Annotated in this window: 18 protein-coding genes and 1 tRNA gene; 10 read left to right on the top strand and 9 right to left on the bottom strand. The window is 30.9% G+C overall.

Going from position 1 to position 21,936, the window contains the following annotated elements:
* The first annotated feature begins 213 nt into the window (after positions 1–213).
* Both V9L05_RS23500 and V9L05_RS23495 read left to right on the top strand, forming a co-directional pair.
* Positions 214–2,709: a TonB-dependent receptor gene (locus V9L05_RS23500; RefSeq protein WP_338815546.1), complete on the top strand. Its 2,496-nt coding sequence runs from the start codon at positions 214–216 to the stop codon at positions 2,707–2,709.
* Positions 2,710–2,862: 153 nt separating this feature from the next.
* A complete protein-coding gene (locus V9L05_RS23495) occupies positions 2,863–3,255 on the top strand; it encodes a hypothetical protein (RefSeq protein WP_338815545.1) in 393 nt (130 codons plus the stop codon).
* 30 nt (positions 3,256–3,285) lie between these two features.
* On the opposite strand, the gene V9L05_RS23490 is transcribed toward V9L05_RS23495, so the two are convergent.
* The 3 genes from V9L05_RS23490 to V9L05_RS23480 all read right to left on the bottom strand — a co-directional run bounded on the left by V9L05_RS23490 (position 3,286) and on the right by V9L05_RS23480 (position 5,909).
* Positions 3,286–4,335 (bottom strand): ABC transporter ATP-binding protein, encoded by a 1,050-nt coding sequence (locus V9L05_RS23490; RefSeq protein ID WP_338815544.1) that lies wholly within the window; start codon positions 4,333–4,335, stop codon positions 3,286–3,288.
* Positions 4,336–4,461: 126 nt separating this feature from the next.
* Positions 4,462–4,929, bottom strand: coding sequence for an IS200/IS605 family transposase (tnpA, locus tag V9L05_RS23485; RefSeq protein ID WP_338791128.1), 468 nt, complete (start codon positions 4,927–4,929; stop codon positions 4,462–4,464).
* 134 nt (positions 4,930–5,063) lie between these two features.
* Positions 5,064–5,909, bottom strand: coding sequence for a TerC family protein (locus V9L05_RS23480; protein WP_338815543.1), 846 nt, complete (start codon positions 5,907–5,909; stop codon positions 5,064–5,066).
* A 202-nt stretch (positions 5,910–6,111) separates the two neighbouring features.
* Here V9L05_RS23480 and V9L05_RS23475 point away from each other — a divergent pair, with 202 nt between their 5' ends.
* The 3 genes from V9L05_RS23475 to V9L05_RS23465 all read left to right on the top strand — a co-directional run bounded on the left by V9L05_RS23475 (position 6,112) and on the right by V9L05_RS23465 (position 9,451).
* The gene (locus tag V9L05_RS23475; protein WP_338815542.1) at positions 6,112–6,591 is read left to right on the top strand and encodes a hypothetical protein; all 480 of its coding nucleotides are present in this window, start codon (positions 6,112–6,114) and stop codon (positions 6,589–6,591) included.
* 95 nt (positions 6,592–6,686) lie between these two features.
* Positions 6,687–8,990: a TonB-dependent receptor gene (locus tag V9L05_RS23470; protein WP_338815541.1), complete on the top strand. Its 2,304-nt coding sequence runs from the start codon at positions 6,687–6,689 to the stop codon at positions 8,988–8,990.
* A 113-nt stretch (positions 8,991–9,103) separates the two neighbouring features.
* Positions 9,104–9,451 carry a heavy metal-associated domain-containing protein gene (locus tag V9L05_RS23465; protein WP_338791120.1) on the top strand — a complete coding sequence of 116 codons (348 nt, stop codon included), beginning with the start codon at positions 9,104–9,106 and terminating at the stop codon, positions 9,449–9,451.
* A gap of 229 nt (positions 9,452–9,680) precedes the next feature.
* On the opposite strand, the gene fabG is transcribed toward V9L05_RS23465, so the two are convergent.
* The 4 genes from fabG to V9L05_RS23445 form a co-directional block, all read right to left on the bottom strand.
* Positions 9,681–10,427, bottom strand: a complete 747-nt coding sequence (fabG, locus tag V9L05_RS23460; RefSeq protein WP_338815540.1) for a 3-oxoacyl-[acyl-carrier-protein] reductase — start codon at positions 10,425–10,427, stop codon at positions 9,681–9,683.
* 149 nt (positions 10,428–10,576) lie between these two features.
* Positions 10,577–11,083: a hypothetical protein gene (locus V9L05_RS23455; RefSeq protein ID WP_338815538.1), complete on the bottom strand. Its 507-nt coding sequence runs from the start codon at positions 11,081–11,083 to the stop codon at positions 10,577–10,579.
* Positions 11,080–11,940 (bottom strand): inositol monophosphatase family protein, encoded by an 861-nt coding sequence (locus tag V9L05_RS23450; RefSeq protein ID WP_338791114.1) that lies wholly within the window; start codon positions 11,938–11,940, stop codon positions 11,080–11,082. Before V9L05_RS23450 ends, V9L05_RS23455 begins: the two co-directional genes overlap by 4 nt.
* Before the next feature lie 160 nt (positions 11,941–12,100).
* Positions 12,101–14,608, bottom strand: coding sequence for a TIR domain-containing protein (locus V9L05_RS23445; RefSeq protein WP_338815537.1), 2,508 nt, complete (start codon positions 14,606–14,608; stop codon positions 12,101–12,103).
* Positions 14,609–15,059: 451 nt separating this feature from the next.
* Between V9L05_RS23445 and V9L05_RS23440 the strand changes: the two genes are divergently transcribed.
* Positions 15,060–15,133 (top strand) — tRNA-His (locus V9L05_RS23440).
* 68 nt (positions 15,134–15,201) lie between these two features.
* Here V9L05_RS23440 and V9L05_RS23435 read toward each other — a convergent pair.
* Complete coding sequence (locus V9L05_RS23435; protein ID WP_338812234.1) at positions 15,202–16,872, bottom strand: IS1182 family transposase; 1,671 nt, start codon at positions 16,870–16,872, stop codon at positions 15,202–15,204.
* 139 nt (positions 16,873–17,011) lie between these two features.
* Here V9L05_RS23435 and V9L05_RS23430 point away from each other — a divergent pair, with 139 nt between their 5' ends.
* Entirely contained in the window at positions 17,012–17,290 is a 279-nt protein-coding gene (locus V9L05_RS23430) for a DUF2158 domain-containing protein (RefSeq protein ID WP_338815536.1), read from the top strand.
* Between the two features lie 52 nt (positions 17,291–17,342).
* Complete coding sequence (locus V9L05_RS23425; RefSeq protein ID WP_338812543.1) at positions 17,343–18,536, top strand: ISL3 family transposase; 1,194 nt, start codon at positions 17,343–17,345, stop codon at positions 18,534–18,536.
* 46 nt (positions 18,537–18,582) lie between these two features.
* On the opposite strand, the gene V9L05_RS23420 is transcribed toward V9L05_RS23425, so the two are convergent.
* The gene (locus V9L05_RS23420) at positions 18,583–19,671 is read right to left on the bottom strand and encodes an IS4 family transposase (protein WP_338811925.1); all 1,089 of its coding nucleotides are present in this window, start codon (positions 19,669–19,671) and stop codon (positions 18,583–18,585) included.
* 432 nt (positions 19,672–20,103) lie between these two features.
* Between V9L05_RS23420 and V9L05_RS23415 the strand changes: the two genes are divergently transcribed.
* On the top strand, positions 20,104–20,871 hold the full coding sequence (locus V9L05_RS23415) for a DUF6577 family protein (RefSeq protein ID WP_338815535.1): 768 nt from the start codon (positions 20,104–20,106) through the stop codon (positions 20,869–20,871).
* On the top strand, positions 20,868–21,923 hold the full coding sequence (locus V9L05_RS23410; RefSeq protein ID WP_338815534.1) for a nucleotidyl transferase AbiEii/AbiGii toxin family protein: 1,056 nt from the start codon (positions 20,868–20,870) through the stop codon (positions 21,921–21,923). The genes V9L05_RS23415 and V9L05_RS23410 overlap by 4 nt, the downstream gene beginning before the upstream one ends.
* Positions 21,924–21,936 lie beyond the last annotated feature (13 nt).

The raw sequence follows: 21,936 nt of genomic DNA, 5'->3' as shown, positions 1-21,936 counted from the left end.
GAACTTGCAAGTAATAGCATTACTTCTCATTGGTATTTATCACGTATGAGGTAAGACAAAGTATTTTTTTAAGAATTAATAATATCTAAAAACCAACCAATTCATAATCATCAGATTCTTTTTTTCTATAAAAACTCTATTTTAGTAAAAAAACACTTTATCTTTTATTTTTTAGGTAAAATAAGCGTATTTTTGAGATTCAACATTAATTTAATGAATCACTATCATTCTATCTTGAAACCTATCTTGAAAAATCAATCTAACATTCTAAAATCAACTGTTTTCTTATTTTCTTTTGTAGTTTTACTCCTTGTTTCCTTATCCACTTCTGCACAGAACAAGTCACAAATAATAATTGAAGGACAAGTACTGGATTCACTCAAAAATCCTGTTCAAAATGCTTCTATTGGAATTTTGGAAGAAGGAAAAGCTGTCCAAACGGATTCTTTAGGCAATTTTAGATTAGAATCCTCTTTAGATTTTTCAAAAGAATTTCTGAATAAAGAGGTTACTCTAGCAGCTCAACATCCAGAATTCAGAACATTCCGTCAAAAAATAGTCTTGAAATCGTATCAAAAATATAGCATTCGTCTTTCAGAATATGAAGAGTTAAAAGCTGTTGAAATTACAGCAAAATTAAATAATGATGATAGAGAAATTAGTAAAATAATTCTTGACCCAACCAAAGTAGAGTCTACTCCAACAGGAACAGGAGAATTCTCACAGATTTTGGTTACACTCGGTTTAGGAATTGTCAGTAATAGCGAACTCTCTTCAGCTTATTCAGTACGTGGTGGAAATTATGAAGAAAATTTAATTTATGTAAATGGAATAGAGATTTACCGTCCTTTTTTAGTTCGTTCGGGGCAGCAGGAAGGACTTAGTTTTGTCAATCTTGATTTGGTAAAAAAGGTAGAATTTTCAGCAGGAGGTTGGCAAGCAAAATGGGGCGACAAACTTTCCTCTGTGTTGAATGTAGATTACAAAACGCCTACTTCTTTTGCTGGTTCGGCTTCCATTGGACTTTTGGGAGGAAATGCACACCTAGAAGGCACAAATAAATCAAAACGCTTTTCATATTTGGCAGGTATTCGTCATAAAGATTTAAGTTATCTATTGAATACATTAGAAACAAAAGGTGAATATCAACCTCGTTTTACTGATTTTCAGTCTCTTTTGAGTTACAAACTAGGAAAATTAGATAAAGATGGAAATTTTAAAAATAAAGCCAAAAACACTACAATTAGTCTTCTGACGGCTTATTCTCAAAATAGTTACCGTGTTTTTCCTTCAAGTAGAGAAACTACTTTTGGTACTTTTGATGAGCAGGTTCGTTTTTTTGTAAATTATGTAGGCGAAGAATTGATGTATTATACAACATATCAATCAGCTTTGCGACTTACTCAAAAATTCTCTCAAAATTTTTCAATGGATTTTACACTTTCAGGAGTAGACACACAAGAACGAGAATTTGTGGATACAGAAGGTTCATATCGTTTAAGTGATGTAAATAATGATATTACATCAGATAATTTTAATAAAAGTACATTAATTCGTGGTGCAGCTTCAGAATATTTTTATGCTCGTAATGCGCTGAATGCACAAATTTATTCCTTTAAAAATCGTTCTTCGTTGCAATTAGGAAACCGAACAATGGTAGAATTTGGAGGAGAAATAAAGAGCGAAAATATAAATGACGAACTCTATGAATATAAAGTATTAGATTCAGCAGGTTTTGAAGATATAAGCTACTTTGTCGATACGAAAACTACACTTAACTCTATCCGAACACAAGGCTATGCTCAGATTTCACACTTTTTTGGAACAGATACAGCCGAGTGGCACAATGTAACTCTTGGTGTTCGCATTCATAATTGGTCATTGAACGGACAAACTTTTATCAGTCCACGTCTTCAATACAAATATCAACCCGACTGGAAAGCAGACATTCAGTTCGGACTTGCAGTAGGAATTTATCAGCAGTCACCATTTTATCGTGAGCTTCGCAATTTTGCAGGAGAGATTAATGAATCACTTTTAGCACAGCGTTCTGTTCATCTTATTGGAAGTATGGATTGGGATTTTAAATTTCAAAAACGTCCTTTTAAGCTCATCGTAGAGAGTTATTACAAACAAATTTCAAATCTAATTCCGTATGATGTAGATAATATGCGATTGCGTTATTATGCAACCAATGGTGCAAAAGGATATGCTTGGGGAATTGATTCTCGCATTAGTGGCGAGTTTATTAAAGGAACAGAATCTTGGTTTAGTTTGAGTTATTTACAAACAAAAGAAAATGTAGATTTTGATGAACGTGATTTTGTTCGTCGTCCATCTGACCAACGAGTAACAGCAACTATATTTTTTGAAGACCATTTTCCAGACAATCCTACTTTTAGAGTTAATTTACGTCTTTTGTTTGGTTCTGGAGTTCCTTTTGGTGCGCCCAATAATCAAAATTACCGTTCGTTTTTCTCTAACCCTGCGTATCGTCGTGTAGATATTGGTTTCTCAAAATCTCTAGTTTTTGAAGAAGATAAACGTATAAAATCAGTTTGGATAGGCTTAGAAGTCTTGAATATTTTGGGTGTAGAAAATATAATTTCTCATCAATGGATAAGCGATTATGTAAATGATGTTCAACTTGCCGTTCCGAATGGTCTTTCACAGCGTTTTTTGAATATTCGTGGGGTTGTGAAGTTTTAAAGAATGTCGTCGGTGGGGACACCGACAACGGCAAGAGTTTATGAACAATTATGAATAAAAAAACGACAAATTACGAAATTAAACTACTGAATATCAATTATTTGACCACTTTTAAATAGAATCTTATTTAATTCTTATTCCTTAGAGATAATTATGATAAATCAAGAATTACATATTCCTTATGAAGAGCAATGGAATAAAAAAGCAAATTTTAGAGTAAAATATAAGTTTTATACAAGAGAAGAAGGAGGAAGAAAAACACCTCCTTTTCAAGGAATCAAAGGTAACTTTTGGTATGAACACGAAAATCACACAAAAAAAGGGGTATTTAGCATTTGGGCTGAATTTGAAGATGAAGAAGGTAAAATAATTATTAGTAAAGAAAAACCTGTTGCACAAGAAGGAACTGCCAAAATGTGGATTGCAATTTCTTCTTCTCTACCCTATCATAATGAAAAAATAAAAATAGGAACAGTTGGCTATTTTATGGAAGGTTCGAAAAAAACTGCTTCTTGTGAAGTGATAGAAATAATTAGTTCTATATAACTTCTCTTATTTTCTTTAATTTTTATGCGTTTACAAAAATTCTAAAAACTCCTCCAAACTCTCAAAAATCTTCTCCTCAAAGAACCATTGCCAACTATTTTCATCTTTCCTTATTACTTTGACAATCAAATTATTTTCAAAATTTATTAATTTGAGATTAGTATCAATTATTTCTGAATAAATTCCTCGTTTTTCTAAGGCTAACTTTGTCCAATATGTTCCGATTGTATCGCCTTCAATACAATAAGTAATTTTGTGTTCTTTATTCTGAATCTTAAAATTTCCCTTTTCTCTATCAAAATAAAGTGGGGGACGAACAAAAGCATTTGCTAATTCTCCATTCAAAACTAATTCTTCTGCCAATCCAACAAGTAATTTTCGGTTTTGTAACTTTCCTTTTTGGTTCAATTTATCTTCATCAGAATTAGAGGAAGAAATAAGCCACAAGGTATGAGCAATCTGTAAAATAAGGTCTAATTCGTGAGTAGAAACTAAAATTGCTTTATTAAAATCCGTTGCAATCTGTGATAAAAGTAGCATCACTTCACTACGATTTACCAAATCCAAATGTGCCGTAGGCTCGTCTAAAAGCAAAATATCGCCTTCTTGTGCCAGCGCACGTCCAATCATTGTTTTTTGTCGAAGTCCATCGCTCAATTCTCCTATAGGAATATCTGCATATTCATTCATCGAAACAGCTTCCAAAGCCCAATCAATTGTTTTTTGGTCTTCCTTATCAAAACTTCCATTCCAAGAAGTATGAGGATAACGCCCTAAAGCAATTAATTCTTTGACAGTCAAGCGAGTTGTGGCTGCTTGTTCTGTCAGAACCAAACTTATTTTTTTAGCTATTTCTTTTTTAGAAAGTTTTTGAATTGATTTTTGAGTGTTATGATGTTTTAGAAAAACAGTTCCCAAAATTGGTTTTTGTACACCTGCAATAGTTCGTAACAGAGTAGATTTTCCTGCACCATTTATTCCCAAAAGAGCTGTCAATTTTCCCTTTTCTAAATGAAGATTTAGATTTTCTAAGATAATTTTGGATGGATAACCAATAGTTAGTTTTTGGGTTTTGAGCATTTATTTTATATCCTATTTTTTTATTTATCTAAGCTGCGTAGCTGCAAAATATTTGTAGAAATATAACAAAACGAAATTTAAAGCTGCATAGCTGCGAAATATTGAAATTCTTATTTGATATTAAAATCATTTGTCTTCAATCCATTCAAATAAATATTTCTCCTCATAATCAATCTCAAACTTCTTTAATAATAAAATATATTCTTCTCTAAAAGTTCTTTTTCTATGATGTTCAGGCTGATTTAGAATATAATTTACAACATTATCCAAAGCAGATTTCGAATAAGTAAATGCTCCATAACCTCTTTGCCATTCAAACTTTGTTTTTACAAATTTTTTCTCTTTTATAAATTTATTAGAAGATGTTTTTATTTCACTTACTAAATCTGAAATAGTCAAATTAGGATTTAATCCAATAAGCAAATGTAAATGGTCAGGCATACAATAAATTGCCAAAGGCTTATGTCCTACTTGTTTCGCAATCCCTGTAATGTACATTTGCAATTCCTCTCTAAATGATTCTTTTATTAAACTATTTCTTCCCTTTACAGCAAAAACAAGCTGAACATAAAGTTGTGTATAAGCATTTGGCATAATTATTTTTTTAAATCAAAACAAAATTCAACTTCTACAAATATTACGCAGCTATGCAGCTGGATGAAAATAAAATAAATTCAATTTCTACAAATATTACGCAGCTACGCAGCTTGCTTGATGGAACTAATAATTTACAATTTATCATTGTTATCATCCTCTTTCACATCTTGCATATACGGAATAGGCACAGAAAGTCCCATCGGAATAATATTACGGCTTTGTTGTGTTCCTTTACGAGTACGCATATTAAGCACTTCTACCATACAAGCAAATGCCATCGCTACATAAACGTATGTTTTTTCGACGTGAACTTCTAAAGATTCCAAAACTAATAAGAAGCCAATCAAAATCAAGAATGAAAGAGCAAGCATTTTAAAAGTAGGATTGTTATTGATAAAATCACTAATTTTTCCTGCAAAAACCATCATTACAGCCATTGAAATAATAACAGCTACAATCATTACAGCTACTTCTTTTACAATTCCGACAGCCGTAAGAATAGAATCAAACGAAAATACAATATCTATTAAAACAATTTGAAAAATAGCAGCAGCAACAGAATTAGTAGCTAATTTTGGAGTCTCCTCTTCTTCAGTAAGTTCCATTTTATCGTGGATTTCGGTCGTACTTTTATAAACCAAAAACAAACCTCCTAAAAGCAAAATAATATCTTTCCAAGAAAGTTTTCCTCCTTCTCCCAAATCTTGTTCGATACCTAACATATGTATAAATTCGGTAGCATCAATGACAGTAGCTGTAAGCCCCACTAACCATGTAATACCAAACAGAAGACCTATACGTACAATCAGAGCAAGAGCCAAACCAACCGTTCTAGTAAATTGCTGCTTATCTGGTGGAACTTTTCCAGCAATAATACTGATAAAAATAATGTTATCTATCCCTAATACAATTTCTAAAAGGGCAAGAATAAAAAGACTTGTAAGTCCTTGTGCTGTCAATAAATACTCAAAATTCATAAAAAAGTAGGTGGTTTGGTTGAGTTGTGAAAAACGTTTTAGACTGATTTTAGTTAATGGATTATAAATATACTGCAAAACTATACAGAAAACCCAAAAATAAAACCTTTAAATTGAAGTTTTACGTATAAATAGCATAACTTTGTTACAAGAAATTCAAAATTCTTTCAAAACTCAATCTTTTTTAATCAAAATAGTCTAGTTGATTTCCCAAAAATTACATATTACAATAACTTGCCTTTGGCTTTCTCTCCAACTCATTTTGGGTTCGGTGGGCTTGCCAATTATTGAGCATTATTGTCAGATGAGTGGAAAAACAAATACGTCTATTATAGTAGAAGCAAAAAAATGTTGTTGTGATATTTCAGCAGCTAATTTTGCAAGACTGACAGATAAAAATACACATATAGAAGACACCTATCATTTAGAAAATACTAAAGATAATTGTTGTGATACAGAAGTTTCTTATGAAAAAGCTAATTTTGAAGCTATTTCTACTCAAAAAATTATTTTTGATTTTGGTCATTTTATAGCTCTTCTTCCTTCTCAAATTTATTTAAAAAAATTTACAGAAAAGTCATTTTTTACAGCTTTTCAAATTACTCATTTTGCAGACCTTCCTCCCCCCAATTGGAAGTTAGGTAAACTTTTTATTGTCTTTATTCAGGTTTTTAGATTGTAGATAGTCGTTTTTGTCGCACCTTAAAAGGTACGGTACATAATACTCGCACACTAAAGTGTACGCTACATTTTTAAATCTTAATAAACTCAATAAAAATGAAAAAATATAATTTTATTGGTTGTAGTCTGTCTTTAGTAATCTGGATATTTTTATCAATTACTAATACAACAACTGCACAAAATGATTCCTTTATAGAAGGAACAATTTCTGAAATTAGTCAATCTAATTCTGATACAAACTCCGATTCTCTTTCTGCCTTACCTTTTGCCAACTTAGTTTGGAAAGGAACAACAATAGGCACAACCACCGACGAAAATGGAAATTTCAAACTCAAAAAAATAACTCAAACTGATGAATTAATCGTCAGTTATACAGGCTATAAAAGTGATACCATTTCTACAGAAGGAAAAACTTTCTTAGAAATCACATTACAATCTTCATCTTTAGCAAGTGTAACAGTAGAATCTAGTTTAAATGACTTAATTGTTAATCAAAATGAAACTATTACAACAAGTGATTTGAAAAAAGCTGCTTGTTGTACACTTTCAGAAAGTTTTGAAACTAATGCTTCTGTTGATGCCACTACTGCCGATGCTGTTACAGGTTCTCGTCAAATAAAAATGTTAGGACTTGATGGTGTTTATTCTCAGCTTTTAGTGGAAGGAATGCCCATGATGAGAGGTTTGAATGTTCGCTCTGGACTTCAATTTATTTCAGGAACTTGGGTTTCTTCAATTGACATCAATAAAGGTGCAGGTTCAGTTGTCAATGGTTATGAATCTATAACGGGACAAATAAACACACAGTTAATTAGTCCAAAAAGTAAAAAAGAGAAAAATGAAAACCTTTTAAACCTTTACTTCAATCCAAATGGACGTTTAGAAGGAAACTTAAATCTTATTCATCATATCAATTCAAAATGGAGTTCTGCTACACTTTTGCATGCAAGTGGCTCTATAATGGAAAACGATAGAAACAATGATGGATTTTTAGATTTACCAAAATATCGCCAACTAAATGCCTTAAACCGTTGGAAATATGAAGGTAAAAACTTTGAAAGCCAGTTTGGAATTCGTGTTTTAGATGAAAATCGTTTTGGTGGACAACTAGACTATGAACCTACTACAAAAGAAGAATTACTAAATGGTGATATTTCTCAACAATCATATGGTGTAGAAATGAATACTCGTAGGATTGAAGGTTGGGCAAAACTAGGTTTTTTCTTAGGTAAAAATGTAAGTTTTGGAAATCAGATTACAGCAAATCATCATGAATTAAATCAAGTTTGGGGACAGAAATTCTATGATGGAAAAGAAGATTATTTCTTTTATAATGGAATTGTGGATTGGACAATCTCTAAGAAACATTTGCTTCGTAGTGGTGTGAGTTATGTTTATAATAACACCTTTCAGAATTACAATGACTATCAAAACGAACCTAATGAAGAGTTAGTTTTAGATAGAGAAGAATCTATTCCTGCTGTTTTTGCAGAGTATACATTCAATAGAGATGGAGATTTTACGGCTGTGGCTGGTGTGCGTTCTGATTTTCATAATTTGTATGGAACACAAGTTTCTCCTCGTTTGAGTTTGAAATGGAATGCTGCCAAAAATACGGTTTTTCGTGCTTCTGCTGGACGTGGTTTTCGTGTAGCCAATCCGATTGTAGAAAATAGTCGTTTCTTTGCTAGTTCTAGAAAACTAATTATTAATTCTGATTTACAACCAGAAATAGCTTGGAATACAGGGGCAAGTTTTGTTCAAGGTTATACTATTGCAGGTAGAAAAGGAAAAATTACAGTAGATTTTTATAGAACAGATTTTGAAAATCAAGTTATTTTGAATGTAGAAAATCCTTCAGAAATTCGTTTTGATAATCTAAATGCCAATAACAACAGAAAATCTTTTGCAAATAGCTTTCAAGTTCAAGCCGAATATGAAATTACACACGGTTTAAAAGCTATTTTTGCCTACAAATATTATGATGTCAAAACAACTATTGAAAATAAGTTAGTAACCGTTCCCTACAACGCAGCACACCGTTTTTTCACAAACTTAGAATACCAAACTAAAAATAAAAAATGGGCTTTTGACTGGACTGGACAGTTTATTGGTTCACAACGTTTGCCAGCTTATTACAACGAAGCGAATAATAATGAAATAGTTGCAATTTCTCAAAGTCCTGCTTATTTCTTAATGAATGCTCAAATTACTCGTAATTTCAAAATTTCTAATAAACCTTTAGAAATTTATATAGGAGGAGAAAATTTGACTAATTATTCTCAATCTAATCCTATTTTAAACTCTCAAAATCCATTTGGAGAGCATTTTGATACAAGTAGAGTATATGCTCCAATTATGGGCACAATGGGTTATGCAGGTTTACGTTTTTATTTTTAAATAACTCTTTTAACCCTCGTTGAGGTTCAAAATGCAACTATCAACGAGGTTTTAAATTTCAATAAATAAACTTTCATTTTTATAAATTATTCATTTAATCAATTTTCAATTTTATGAAATCTATCATTTTTTCATTAGCTCTTATCTTTATCGCCTTTGTAGGAACTTCAAATACATTTGCGCCTAAAAAAAGCGAAACTATCGTTATCAAAACTGAATCTATCCAATGTGGCATGTGCAAAGAGCGCATTGAAGAAGCCTTAATCCAAGAAAAAGGTATAAAATCAGTTTCTGTTGATGTAGATAAAAAAGAAACAACAGTAGTTTTTAACCCTAAAAAAATCAATGCAGAAGCTATCAAAAAAGCAATTTCGAATGTAGGTTATGATGCTGACGAAGTAGAAGCTGAGTCGGGTGCTTACAATGATTTGCCTGCCTGTTGCCAAAAAGGAGGTCATTAATCACAAAATGACTCTATCAAAAATAAAAAAAGAGGTTATCCTAAAAGTTCAACCTCTTTTTTTATACGTTATTTTTTTTGGTTCTTCCAACTTTTTTAGTGAAACATTGTGTGTTCAGTTCCTCAGAACTGAAAAAAACGCTTCCTCAGAAGCGTTTCGTTCGTTTTTGAGAAGACGAACGCACACCATTTTATAATTTCGCTAGTCGGAAGAGTCATTTTTTTTCTAATTAGGTAAGCATTCCACCATCTACTTGAAGAACCTGTCCTGTAACATATTTTGAATAATCTGAAGCTAAGAAAACAGTAACATCAGCTACTTCTTTTGAAGAACCTGCACGACGCAACGGAATTGCGCTTTTCCATTCAGCAATCATTTTTTCATCTAATTGCTCTGTCATTTCAGTTTCTATAAAACCTGGAGCAATAGCATTACAACGAATATTTCTTGACCCTAATTCTAAGGCAATTGATTTTGTAAAACCAATAATTCCAGCTTTTGAAGCTGCATAATTTGCTTGCCCTGCATTTCCTTTAATTCCAACTACAGAAGTTACATTGATGATTGAACCTTGTTTTTGCTTCAAAAATGTACGTGTAGAAGCCTTTACTAAGTTAAAAACAGACTTTAGATTGACTCTCATCACCTCGTCCCATTGGTCTTCGCTCATTCGCATCAACAAGTTGTCTCTTGTAATTCCTGCATTATTGACAAGTACATCAAGAGAACCAAAATCTTTGACAAAATTAGTTACTAACTCCTCAGCAGCTTTAAAATCAGAAGCATCCGAACGATAGCCTTTTATAGTTGTTCCTTTTTCTGAAAGTTCTTTTTGTAATGCCTCGCCTTTTTCTACACTAGAAAGATATGTAAAACCAACATTTGCACCTTCTTCTGCAAAACGCTCTGCCATTGCACGTCCGATTCCACGAGAAGCACCCGTAATCAATACATTTTTTCCTGAAAGTAATCCCATTTTTAATAAAGTTAGAAGTATGAAGTTAGAGTTTAGAAATAAATACAAGCAAAATATAATGAAGCTATTTCATCAACTCCTTGTTTCATACTTTATAAATTGTGAATAAAGTTATTTCTTGATTTAGATTTTCAAAAATACGATAAAATTTAAAACGAAGTAGAAGAGTTTTGAAAATTCGTATTTTTGAGAGAAAAATATGCAAAAACAACAATTTTTATTATAAATGATACAACAAGTGCTATTGTCTTTACTTTCTGCACAGAAGGCTTCTCACTACTTTCATTGAATTCAAAAGTTACTTTTAAAAATTCTAGCAAATGAAAAGGCAGTATGAACATAATACTATTGAGGAGTACAACACCAATAATAAATAAGATAATTGTTTTTTTGAGATAACTCTGGTTTTGATAATTTGCTTTTATATTTTTCAAAAACTTATTAAACAAGAAGAAAATCAGTATCAAAACAAAAAATTCGATAAGAATATAAGCAAGAGAATAATTTATCTCAAAAGGAGGATATATTGCAAGGTATCGTAAAAATATGCTAACACTTGACTCTAATTGCATCAAAAACCAAAACATAAAAACACTTACTCCAATAAATTTTAAGAGTTGATTTGGTTGAATAATATCTCCTTCTTGATTTATCATTTCTTCAAAAATACTTCTTTTACTAATTTTAAAATCTGTGAATGAATATTTGTAGCTGCAATTATTTGTTTTCCAAAAACATAATTATCAACAACTTCATTTCCTTCAAAATCACTTACAATTCCTCCAGCTTCTTTTACAATAAGTGCGCCTGCTGCTACATCCCACGCATTTAGATTGTATTCAAAATAACCTTCAAAACGTCCTGCTGCCACAAAAGACAAATCTACAGCTGCTGAGCCTAATCTACGCAAACCATGTGCAGCTTTCATCATTTTTCCCATCATAAAGAGATAATCTTCTATTCTCTCAAAATCTTCATAGGGAAATCCTGTTGCAATTAGTGATTTACCTAGTTCTTTTTCTCCAGAAACAGATATTTTTTTTCCGTTTAAAGTTGCTCCTCCATTTTGATGTGCTGCAAAACATTCTTTACGATTTACTTCATAGACAATTCCTACTAAAAGCTCTGTTTTGTTATTTTTTGTGTATGAGAGTGCAATACTAATTGAATAAACTGGAATTCCATGTACAAAATTAGTCGTTCCATCTAGTGGATCAATTATCCAATTAAAACCTTCTTCTTTTGGAGTTCCTGTTCCTTCTTCTGCAATAATTCCAGCTTGAGGTAAAAGTTCTCTAAGACGTTCGACAATTTTTTTCTCAGCTTCTTTGTCTACATAAGAAACCAAACTATTAAAACTTTTGACTTCAATGTCATCTTTATCAAAATCTTGAGCTTCCTTATAAATAAATTTAGCTACTTTTTCAGCTAATTTACTGACTTCTTTTCTCAAAAAAGGCAAATCAAGTTTCATTTTATTTATAGAGGTTGAATCTGATGAATTAGTAGTCATACTTTATTTAGTGATTAGTGATTAGTGATTAGTGATTAGTGATTAGTGATTAGTGATTAGTGATTAGTGAGAAATTATCTTGCTATTTAATTGTTTTGAATTTCTTGCCGTTAAAAAAAATAAATTCGTAATTAGCTTCGCTGCTTTGGCAGGTCGTAATTTATAAAGATTTGAGCAATACTTTTATATCTTCCTCAATTTGCTTTTCCATAGACTGTCTAACTGAAGTACGCACTACGCCCAAACTTTCCAATTGACGAGCATAATTGAGTAATGATTTTTTTGTTTTTAGCACTTCATCACGTATTCTCATTTTATCTTCTAAGAATGTTCTTTGTTTGACAAAACCATCTTTCTTAAATTTATCTTCTTTTACAGCTAATATAGATTCTGCTTGTATCTTTTGTTTTACTGCTACACTTTGTTTTTGTATAGCAGAATCTATTTTTGCCAAGGCATTTTCTAACTGTTGATTTTTTTCGTTTAGGTTTCGAATCGCTTCTTGTGCTTCCATTTTACTTTTAATGGCTTCTTCTTCATTTTGCTTAGCTAATCTTTCATTTTCTACTGCTCTTAATTCACTATTTTCAGCACTTTCTTTTTCTATAAATGCGTATACTCCTGCAACTATTGAAATAAGAAGTGCAAAGGAAGCTATAACTAAAAATATTTTTTGACGTTCAATTCTTTTTTTAGCTTCTGCATTTCTAGCTTTCTCTAAAGTAAGTAATTGTTCTTCTACTTCTTTTTTCTCTGCTTCTTTGGCTTCAATAGATTGTTTACAGGCTTCCAAATATTCGGCTTGTAAGGCATTTGGAGAAGGGATTTTCTTTTTGAGAACAGCTTCTTCATACCATGAATGCGCCAAAAAATATTCTGTTCCAAAAAGTAAAAAATCATCATTTTTTCCTTGTCTTTGCCATTGTAGAGCTTCTTGATACCAATGATTGTGAGCTTTTACGTGTGCTCGGTCTGTATCTAATGTACGAATCATTTCAGCAAATGAATCGTGAAAAGTTACTTGATTAGGGATAAAATTTATCCATTGTATATTTGATAATTCCATCGGAATATCAAATGTCTCTGTTGCTCTATACAAAATGGTAATAATTCTCTTTCCTAATTGAGCAGCAAATTTCACTTCATCTTCACAGTAAGGAGATTTGACAGAATCAGGAGAAATAATAAACACAAAGTTTTCACATGCTTCTATTCCATTATAAATTTCTTGTTGAAAATCTGCCCCAGAAGCAATACTTTCTTGGTCAAACCATGTTGTTTTACCGTTTTCTTGTAACTCATCATTGAGCTTTCTAGCATAGTCTCCGTCTGCTCTTGAATAAGAAATAAATACTTCTGTGCTGAGTTGTCCACTTTTTGCTTCACTTTCTCTAATAAACTCTTCATGCAAACGTGTAGGCAAATGTGTTTCTCTTTGCAAACCTATTTTTAACCAAATTTTTGCTTCATCAAGATTATGTCCTCTAAGTAAAATACTGGCATTATGATTCTGTTCCTTCCAACGAATTGCCTTATTAAGAATTATTTTATGTTTGTGATAATAATCTCGGTCTGTATTTATTTGATTGAGTAATTCATCTATATCTTTTTCATAATCTGTTTTTTCATTCTTCGAACGTGGAATAAAATCATAATTATTATCTGTAAAATCAATGAATTGTAAATTTCTAATTTCTACTGGAAAATCATGAACAGGAACGCTATCCATTCGTAAAGGAATAATTCGTTTATTGTATTTTACAGCATGTGCAAGTTCTTTTTTACAATATTCTGATTTTATAGATTCATGTGTGATAAAGAAAATAAAATTATCGGCTTGTTCTATTCCATTTTCAACCTCTTTATCAAAATCTCCTCCTGCCTGAATGTCCATTTGGTGTGTCCAAGTAGTTATAAGATGTTGTGATAAAGAACGTAGAACTCTATTTCGAATTTCTTCATCTTCTTCTGCATAAGAGACAAAAGCATCAGTCATTCTGTTTTCAGAATTTTTACGAGCTTCTGCAATAAATTCACAATGGATAGACGAAGGCAAGCAAGGAGGTTGTCCATCATTAAAGGTAGTAAGTAACCATTGTTCAGATTCTGTTTGTCTATCTCCAAAAGGCAAATAACGAGTATTACGATATTGCTTTTCCCATTCTAAGGCTGTATGTAAAAGTTCTGTATGACGACGTACATAGTCTTTATGACTTTCTAAAATAGAAAATAATCCTTCTTCTCCTTGCTCTCTATCATCAATATTTGTCCATTCGTGTTGTCCTTTTCCTTCTATTATATTTTGCCTCATGTAAAGCCAATTACGCTTTTTAATAGAAGTATCCATAAATTCTTCTATAATTTCTCCAGAAGGCTCAATATGAAGAATAGGAATAATTCGTTTGCTATATTTTGTAGCCAGTTCAATTTCTTTTTTACAATAAGGCGAACGAATAGAATGAGGTGCAATCACAAAAATAAAATTATCAGATTTTTCTATTCCCTCATCTATTTGATCTTGAAAATCGACAGCTAAAGGAATATCATTTTGGTCAAACCAAACTTTATATCCTTTTGCTGTTAGTAAATCATGTAGTTGAGAAGCAAAATATTTACTTTCTGCTCTTCCATAAGAAATAAAAATATCTTTATAATTAGGATTGGACATAATGAAATTTAAATGTATAAAATAGGAATAAGGGATATTTTTTTAAGGAGCTGTTTTTTAGTTTCCTTTTAGCAAAAAAGAAAAAGCTTTCAAAAGGTTGGATTTATAATTAAACATACTCATTTTTTAGGTTAAAATAAAAACTTCGCCTTCTTTTTTTAAAAAAACAAGAAGATAAGAACTTTTTTTCGTTAAGTTCGGTTGAGTTAATGAATGCAAAAAATAAAATTAATTTTTATTTACATATTGATAATGAAAGAGTTATCAAGAATAAAATTTACACTTAATTTTTATATTGAAATTTGAGAGAAAATTTTTACAAAAAAAACAGAAAAAGTTAATTCAATCTCTTGCAAACTTCAATTAAAGCTATTACCTTTGTATTCACAATTACGGAAGTAGATAACGAAACACATAAAAAAACGCTTCAACATCTGTAATTATATATATGGCGATCATAGCTCAGTTGGTTAGAGTATCGGTTTGTGGTACCGAGGGTCGTGGGTTCGAACCCCACTGTTCGCCCAAAATGTATATGACAAATACATCAAGAAAATAGCATTAAGAGGCTGTCCGAAAAGGTCAGCCTCTTTTTATGCAGCTATTTTTTGTAATTCTTCTTTTTGGTTGATTTTTTTGATGATGCAAACAAATTTTGTCTTTTGGTGATTTTTTTGAGTATAAAAAAAGGTGCAAAAAGATGATTTTTTAGAATTGAAAGTATTTTTTAGCTTATCGGCAGTTTTTGCCACCATTTTTCTAAAATTATGTCCAAGAGCCATCAATAGAAACTCCATTTCTACTTTTACTAATCCCTTAAAAGTAAATCGATTAAACTTATTATTATATTTGAGATGCCCAAAAACAGCTTCTACTTCTATAGGGCGTTTACTGCGCTGCTCTAATCCTTTCTCACTAGTTAGTAAATTTCTAGCTTTCTCTTTTAGTTGGTTTAAACGATGATTCACTTGTATTATTCTATTGCCTTCAGCTTTATGACATAAATTGCGAAGAGGACAATCTTGACACCTTTTTGCTTGATAATAAGATACTTGCGATTCGTATCCATTACTTGAAGTACGTTTTCCATCTCTTATTTTCTTCATTCTTTGCCCCATCGGACAGACATAAAAATCTAATTCTTTGTTGTAAAATAAATTCTGAACTAAAAAAGGATTATTTTTCATTTTCCTTTTTTGCTCTTTATGGAAATAATTGTACTTAACGTAGGCAGTAATTTCTTTTTTTTCAAGTAATTCATAATTTTCTTCACTTCCATAACCTGCATCAGCTACTACTTCTTTACTTTGTTTATTGTACTGATTTTCAAATCCTTCTAAATGAGAGGATAAAGTGGTGGTATCTCCTGCCGTTTGATGAATAGAAACGTGGGTAATAAATTGATTTTCTGTGGACACTTGAGCATTATAAGTAGGTTTGAGTTGTCCATTTTTCATGTGATCTTCTTTCATCCGCATAAAAGTAGCATCCGTATCTGTTTTACTATACGAGTTTCTACAACCTAAAATTTTCAGAGACTCTTCATATTTACTTAATCTAGGAAGATATTCATCTTGCATTTTTTTTAGTTCTCTTGCCTGTTGTTTACTCGGTTCTTTTAGTTTTTTATTGATTTGAGCGAGTTTTTCTTTTAATAATTCTGAATCTAATGGAGTAGATACTTCTTCTTTATTTTCTTCTTGATTATCTGATTGAATACTACTTTCAATATCAGATAAAATTTTATTTACTTTAGTTTCTAACTTTTCTTTATTTTTTTCAATACTACCACGCCAAACAAAAGTATAACGATTAGAACAAGCCTCTATTTTTGTTCCATCAATATATTGAACATCAAGACTTACATAACCCATTTCAACCAACATTTTAACAACTTCTCCAAATAAACGATGAATGTGTGCCTTCAAAATTTTACCTCTAAAGTCATTAATTGTTCTAAAATCTGGTGTAGAATTGCCTGATAAATACATAAAATGAATATTCTCCCCAAGAGCTTTAGCTATTTTACGACAAGAATAAATATTGGATAAATAAGAATAGAATAGCACTTTAACGAGCATTCTTGGATGATAAGCTGAACAACCTCCACCTTTGTATTGAGAAATCAAATCGCTAATATCCAATGAATCAACCACCTTTTCAACTAAACGAACAGGATGGTGAGCTGGAATTTTGTCAAATATATTGACAGGAAAAAGTTCGGGCTGCTTACCACTTTGGTTTTTGAAAACTACTTTTGCCATAGGCTATATAACGTTAGTATAAAAGTATATATACCTCGAAAATAAAAAAAATTAACCATAAAAAAAAGGCTATCCGTACTTTTCGGACAGCCTCTTATGTTAGTTTAATTAATCTTTCAATTATTTAAATAACTTTTATATGAATAATGTCAATTATAAAGTAGGAGATGTAGTATCTCTAAAGTCAGGTGGTCCATTGATGACCATAAAATATGTAGGTAAGTCTGAAGATAGTAAAATTACTTGCTTATTTTACAATAGAGACAGCAAATCTTACGAAGAATTAGAATATTTATCCAAAGAGATGTTACAACTTGTAAAAGAAGAGGATTTAAAGAAAGTTGAGAAGTATTATTCTTATGTAGATGCAATAGCAGACATAGAAAATAACCCTCAAAAAGAAGATTGGATGAAATAAGATGGTTGTCTGACAATTTTTGTGGAAACACAAAAAGTATTTATATTTAGCAATGGAAAATTTAGAATTATATGAACACTTACTCAATTTGTCTTCTGTAAAAGTAGAAGCTGTTGAATTGACAAAAGACAAAGTTACTATTTCTTGTAAATTATCAACGAGTTCTTGTATTTGTCCTACTTGTGGTCAAGTTAGTTCTCAAGTTCATCAGAGTTATAAACGCATTGTTCGTGATTTAAATTTAATTTCAAGAGAGGTTTATTTATCCATAAAAATACGTCAATTTTACTGTAAAACCTGTACTAGTTATTTTACTGAGTCACTTGATTTTGCAGATGCGAATAAATCTCATACTCATCGTCAAGAAGATTTTATGTTTATGGTGGCTCGGAAACAAAGCTATTCAGAAAGTGCAGTCATTTTAAATGTTCATCCTAAAACGGTTGAGCGTACAGTTTTGTCTCTTTGTAAAGAACGAGTTGATTTAGCCCAACGTTATGCTCAAGTAAAACGTTTAGGAATTGATGAACAAAGCCATAGAAAAGGTAAGAAAGATTATCTATGTGTTTTAACAGATTTAGATAGAGGAACACTAGTAGATATACTAAAAAGTCGCAAAAAAGAAGATTTGATTGCTCATTTTGAGTCGTTAGGTAGTTCCTTCTGTGAGCAAATTACAGATGTTTCTTGTGATTATTGGAGAGGTTATATTAGTGTAGCTCAACACTGTTTTCCTAGTGCAACTATCGTTTTAGATAGATTTCATGTGACTAACTTACTCAATAGTTGTGTTGATAAATTTCGTAAACTGCTCAGAAAGTCAGAAACTGATAACCTAAATTATCGCCGTTTAAAGTGGATTTTATATAAACAATATCATAACTTATCAGACAAGGAATTAATTAACTTACAACTTTGTTTTGAAGATTGTCCCTTGTTAAAAGAAGTCTATTGGAAAAGAGAACAGTTTCATCATATTCTTGATAATAACCAAAAAATAGAAATAGTACTACAAAAAATAGAGGAATGGGTAGGAAGTATGAATGAGGAGCTGAAAAACATCTTTAAATCGTTTACAAATACTTTAAATAGTACAATGGAATATGTAGCCAATTATGTCAAAAATTCATTATCAAATGCTGTAACAGAGGGATTAAATAATCTAATTAGAAGTATAAGAAGAGTCGCATTCGGAATGCCTAACTTTGAGCATCTAAGATGGAGAGCATTAGCTATTTCAAACTAAAACACAAAAATTGTCAGACAACCAATAAGATAAATTAGAAACCTTCTCACTCCATTGACAAAACTTTAATTTTCTGATTGAATTTAGTTTCTTTACTCATTGGATTATTGAGTATTTTTTTGATTTCTAGTAATCCATATCGGAAAAAAGAGTATTCATTATATCCATTTGAACAGACTCTTATTTTCGTTTTTTTATGTTTCCACTCCCCTACTTTGTAACACCAAACAAATGCAATAGAACAAAGAGCAAGTAATTTAGCTATTTTCTCTGGTTCTGTCAATTTTGTATTTTCTAGCTTAAAACCTTGTGTTTTTAGTGCTTTAAACAGCGTTTCTATTTCCCAACGTTGTTTATAAATTTCAAAAGCGTTTTCTAAAAAAACAGGTGAAGCTAGATAAATATATCCTTTTTGTGTTCTACTTACAGATAAATATACTTCTACACCATTGACTATAAAAACACCCTCTAAATGATACGTTTCTGAAATAGCCAGTCCTCTACACCAGGCTGCAATTGACTTTGTTTTACCTTTTCTAGTCGCTTTAAAATTAGACTTTAGTCGCATTACAAAATCAAAGTTTTTTCCTGATAAATAAGTAAACCATTTTTGACCTACAAACTCTCTATCTGCTACAATAGAAGAAATAGATAGGTTAGGAAAAATAGATAAAAAACGTTCTATTAATTCGATGCGTTCTTCAGTAGAAGAGTTTCCTTTTTTTGGAAAAACAGACCAAATAAGAGGCACTGAAACATTTTTATAAGCTGCTGAAAGTAACAAAATATTTATATTTTTTTTACCCACTTTCCAATTGGAACGGTCAAGACATAAAACAATATCCTTCCACTTATCAATACCTTGTAAAGAAACAATTAAAAGAGTAATTGCCTTAAAATCAAGGTTATAGTGATTTAAAAAGCGTTCAATACGACGTAAAGAGGAGCTGCACTCTACATTCCGTTCAAAAGCTGTAGCAATTTGAATCAACCCTCCTAATCCTACTTTTATAACAGCTATTACAAAAAGACCTATAAATTGAACTCGTGCAAAATGAAACTCTGTTAAATGAGAAGATAAAACAGTAACTAATTTTGTAACTTTACCACTAGAAGCATACTTTGCTTTTGCCATAATTGAGAAAAATTTGTGAGAAAAATTTTGTAAGAAACTCAATTATGGCTTTTTTTTATCTCGTTTCAAAATCTTTTGTCAGAGGACTGAGAGAAACCTTACTAAATAAATTAGTAAAGTTTTTCTTTTTATAGATTTGTAAGATAAAAAAAGGCTAATTACGAAAATACTTAGCCTTTTTTCACATATATATATTTGTATAATAATTACTTACTTTTTATTTCTATATCTTAAACCTTTTAGGTTTTAGAATTAGATTTACTAAGAATAAAATACAGAAGCCTACAAATTGAATCTTGTAGGCTTTTTTTACTGATTACTATGGATAAAAAGTAAAAAAATTGTACCTTGCCATAAATAGCTATTTTTGAATAAAGACTAATAATTAATTTATAGTACCAGTACAGTAAATTGAAAAATTGAACACATACAATGAATACTCCTTTTTTAGAAAGAATACAAGAGTATTCTTTACGTCAAGCAACTATTAGTTTGAAGGAATTGCAGCAATTACATCAAAAAAGTGTTGTTAAAGATTCAGAAAGTGATTTTTTTTGGCAACTCCAAGAGTTAAAACAACAAAAAATAGTACGAGAAATTGATGCAATCACCTATAAGATTTTATCTATTTTTCAACCTAACCTAGATGCAAATACACTTGTATTACACCAGCATTTGGCTTCTAGGTTTGATTTAAGTAATTCTTGTATTTGGAAAAGTGATTGGTACAATCAGTTTTCAAGACATCAGATACTACAAAATTTTACTGTCATAGAAATAGAAAAAGAAACCACCGAATCTGTTTTTTATGAATTAAAAGACATGAACTTTGGCGAAGTATTTTTGATACTACACAAAGAAGATGAAGCCATATTGGATAGATACGCCTTTGAAGCAAAAAATCCAATTATTATTCAAAAAATGATAAGTAAAGCTCCAAAACAAGAAATAAAGGTAGAAAATGACATTATTTCTGTTCCTTATTTAGAAAAAATGCTTGTTGATTTGTTTGTTGATAGTGCTTTATTGGTTGCTTATAAAGGAGCTGAACAAATTCAGATATTTCGAAATATATTGCTTAATTATGTCCTTGACTTCAAAAAAATGTTTGCATACGCAAAAAGAAGAGGAAAGGAAAATCAATTAAAAGTATTTCTATTTGAAAACTTTGAAAATGAAATTAATCAAATTTTCTTATGATTGAACCAATAGACATAGAGGATATGAAAACGGCTATCAAGCAGCACTATCCTAAAGCTACTCTAAATCCTCCTTTATTAGAAAAAATGTTCTATGCATTACGTTTGGCTGAACTTCTCCAAACAAATGGATTAGATTTTACTTTTAAAGGTGGAACGAGTCTGATTTTGCTTTTAGCCTATCCACAGCGATTTTCAATAGATATTGATATTATCACAGAAGCTACAAAAGAAGATATTGAAACTATACTTGCTACTATTTGTCAAGAAAAACAAGTGTTTTTTGGTTATGAATTGCAAGAAGACAGAAGCTATAAAGGAACAATTCCTAAGGCGCATTACAAACTAAACTTTGCAGCACAGGAAACAGGACAAAATGATAATCATATTCTACTAGATATTTTGTTTGATGCAAATCCCTATCCTCAAACGCTACAAATACCTATTGATAAAGAATGGCTAAAAACATCTAATCCTATCAAAAAGGTAAATGTACCAAGTATAGAATCTATTGTAGGAGATAAATTGACAGCTTTTGCACCTAATACAACTGGAATAGAATACGGAAAAGGAAAACAGACCGAAATTATCAAGCAAATGTTTGATATAGGACAGTTATTTGATGAAATCAAAAACTTTGAAATAGTGATTCAATCGTTTGAAAAAATAGCAGCTAAGGAAATAGAATATCGTCCAAAACTAAAAGAGAAAACAAGCCTAGATGTGGCTCAAGACATATTTCAAACCTGTTTGCAAGTAATCAAACAAGATAATATAGAACTTACACAAGGAATAAAAACATTTAAAAACTGGACATTTTTGAGTTTTCATAGAGATGATGCTTTTCTTTGTGCTACCAAAATAGCCTATATAGCAGCAAAAATCATCAAAAATGATACAACACCTTTAGAAAAACCAACAGCACAAAAAATAGATAAAAAAGAATTTCTGATTGAAGAAACTACCTATAATTTCCTCAACAAACCACTAAAAGGAATTCCTAATAATTCTCTATTTTATGCCTATAAAGCCATAAAAACTCTAACTAGCTAAACCTAATTTATAA

Source organism: Bernardetia sp. Wsw4-3y2 (genome assembly GCF_037126295.1).
Classification (GTDB): domain Bacteria; phylum Bacteroidota; class Bacteroidia; order Cytophagales; family Bernardetiaceae; genus Bernardetia.
The sequence above is the reverse complement of the archived record's forward strand: the minus strand, read 5'-3'. Positions and strand labels throughout refer to the sequence as shown.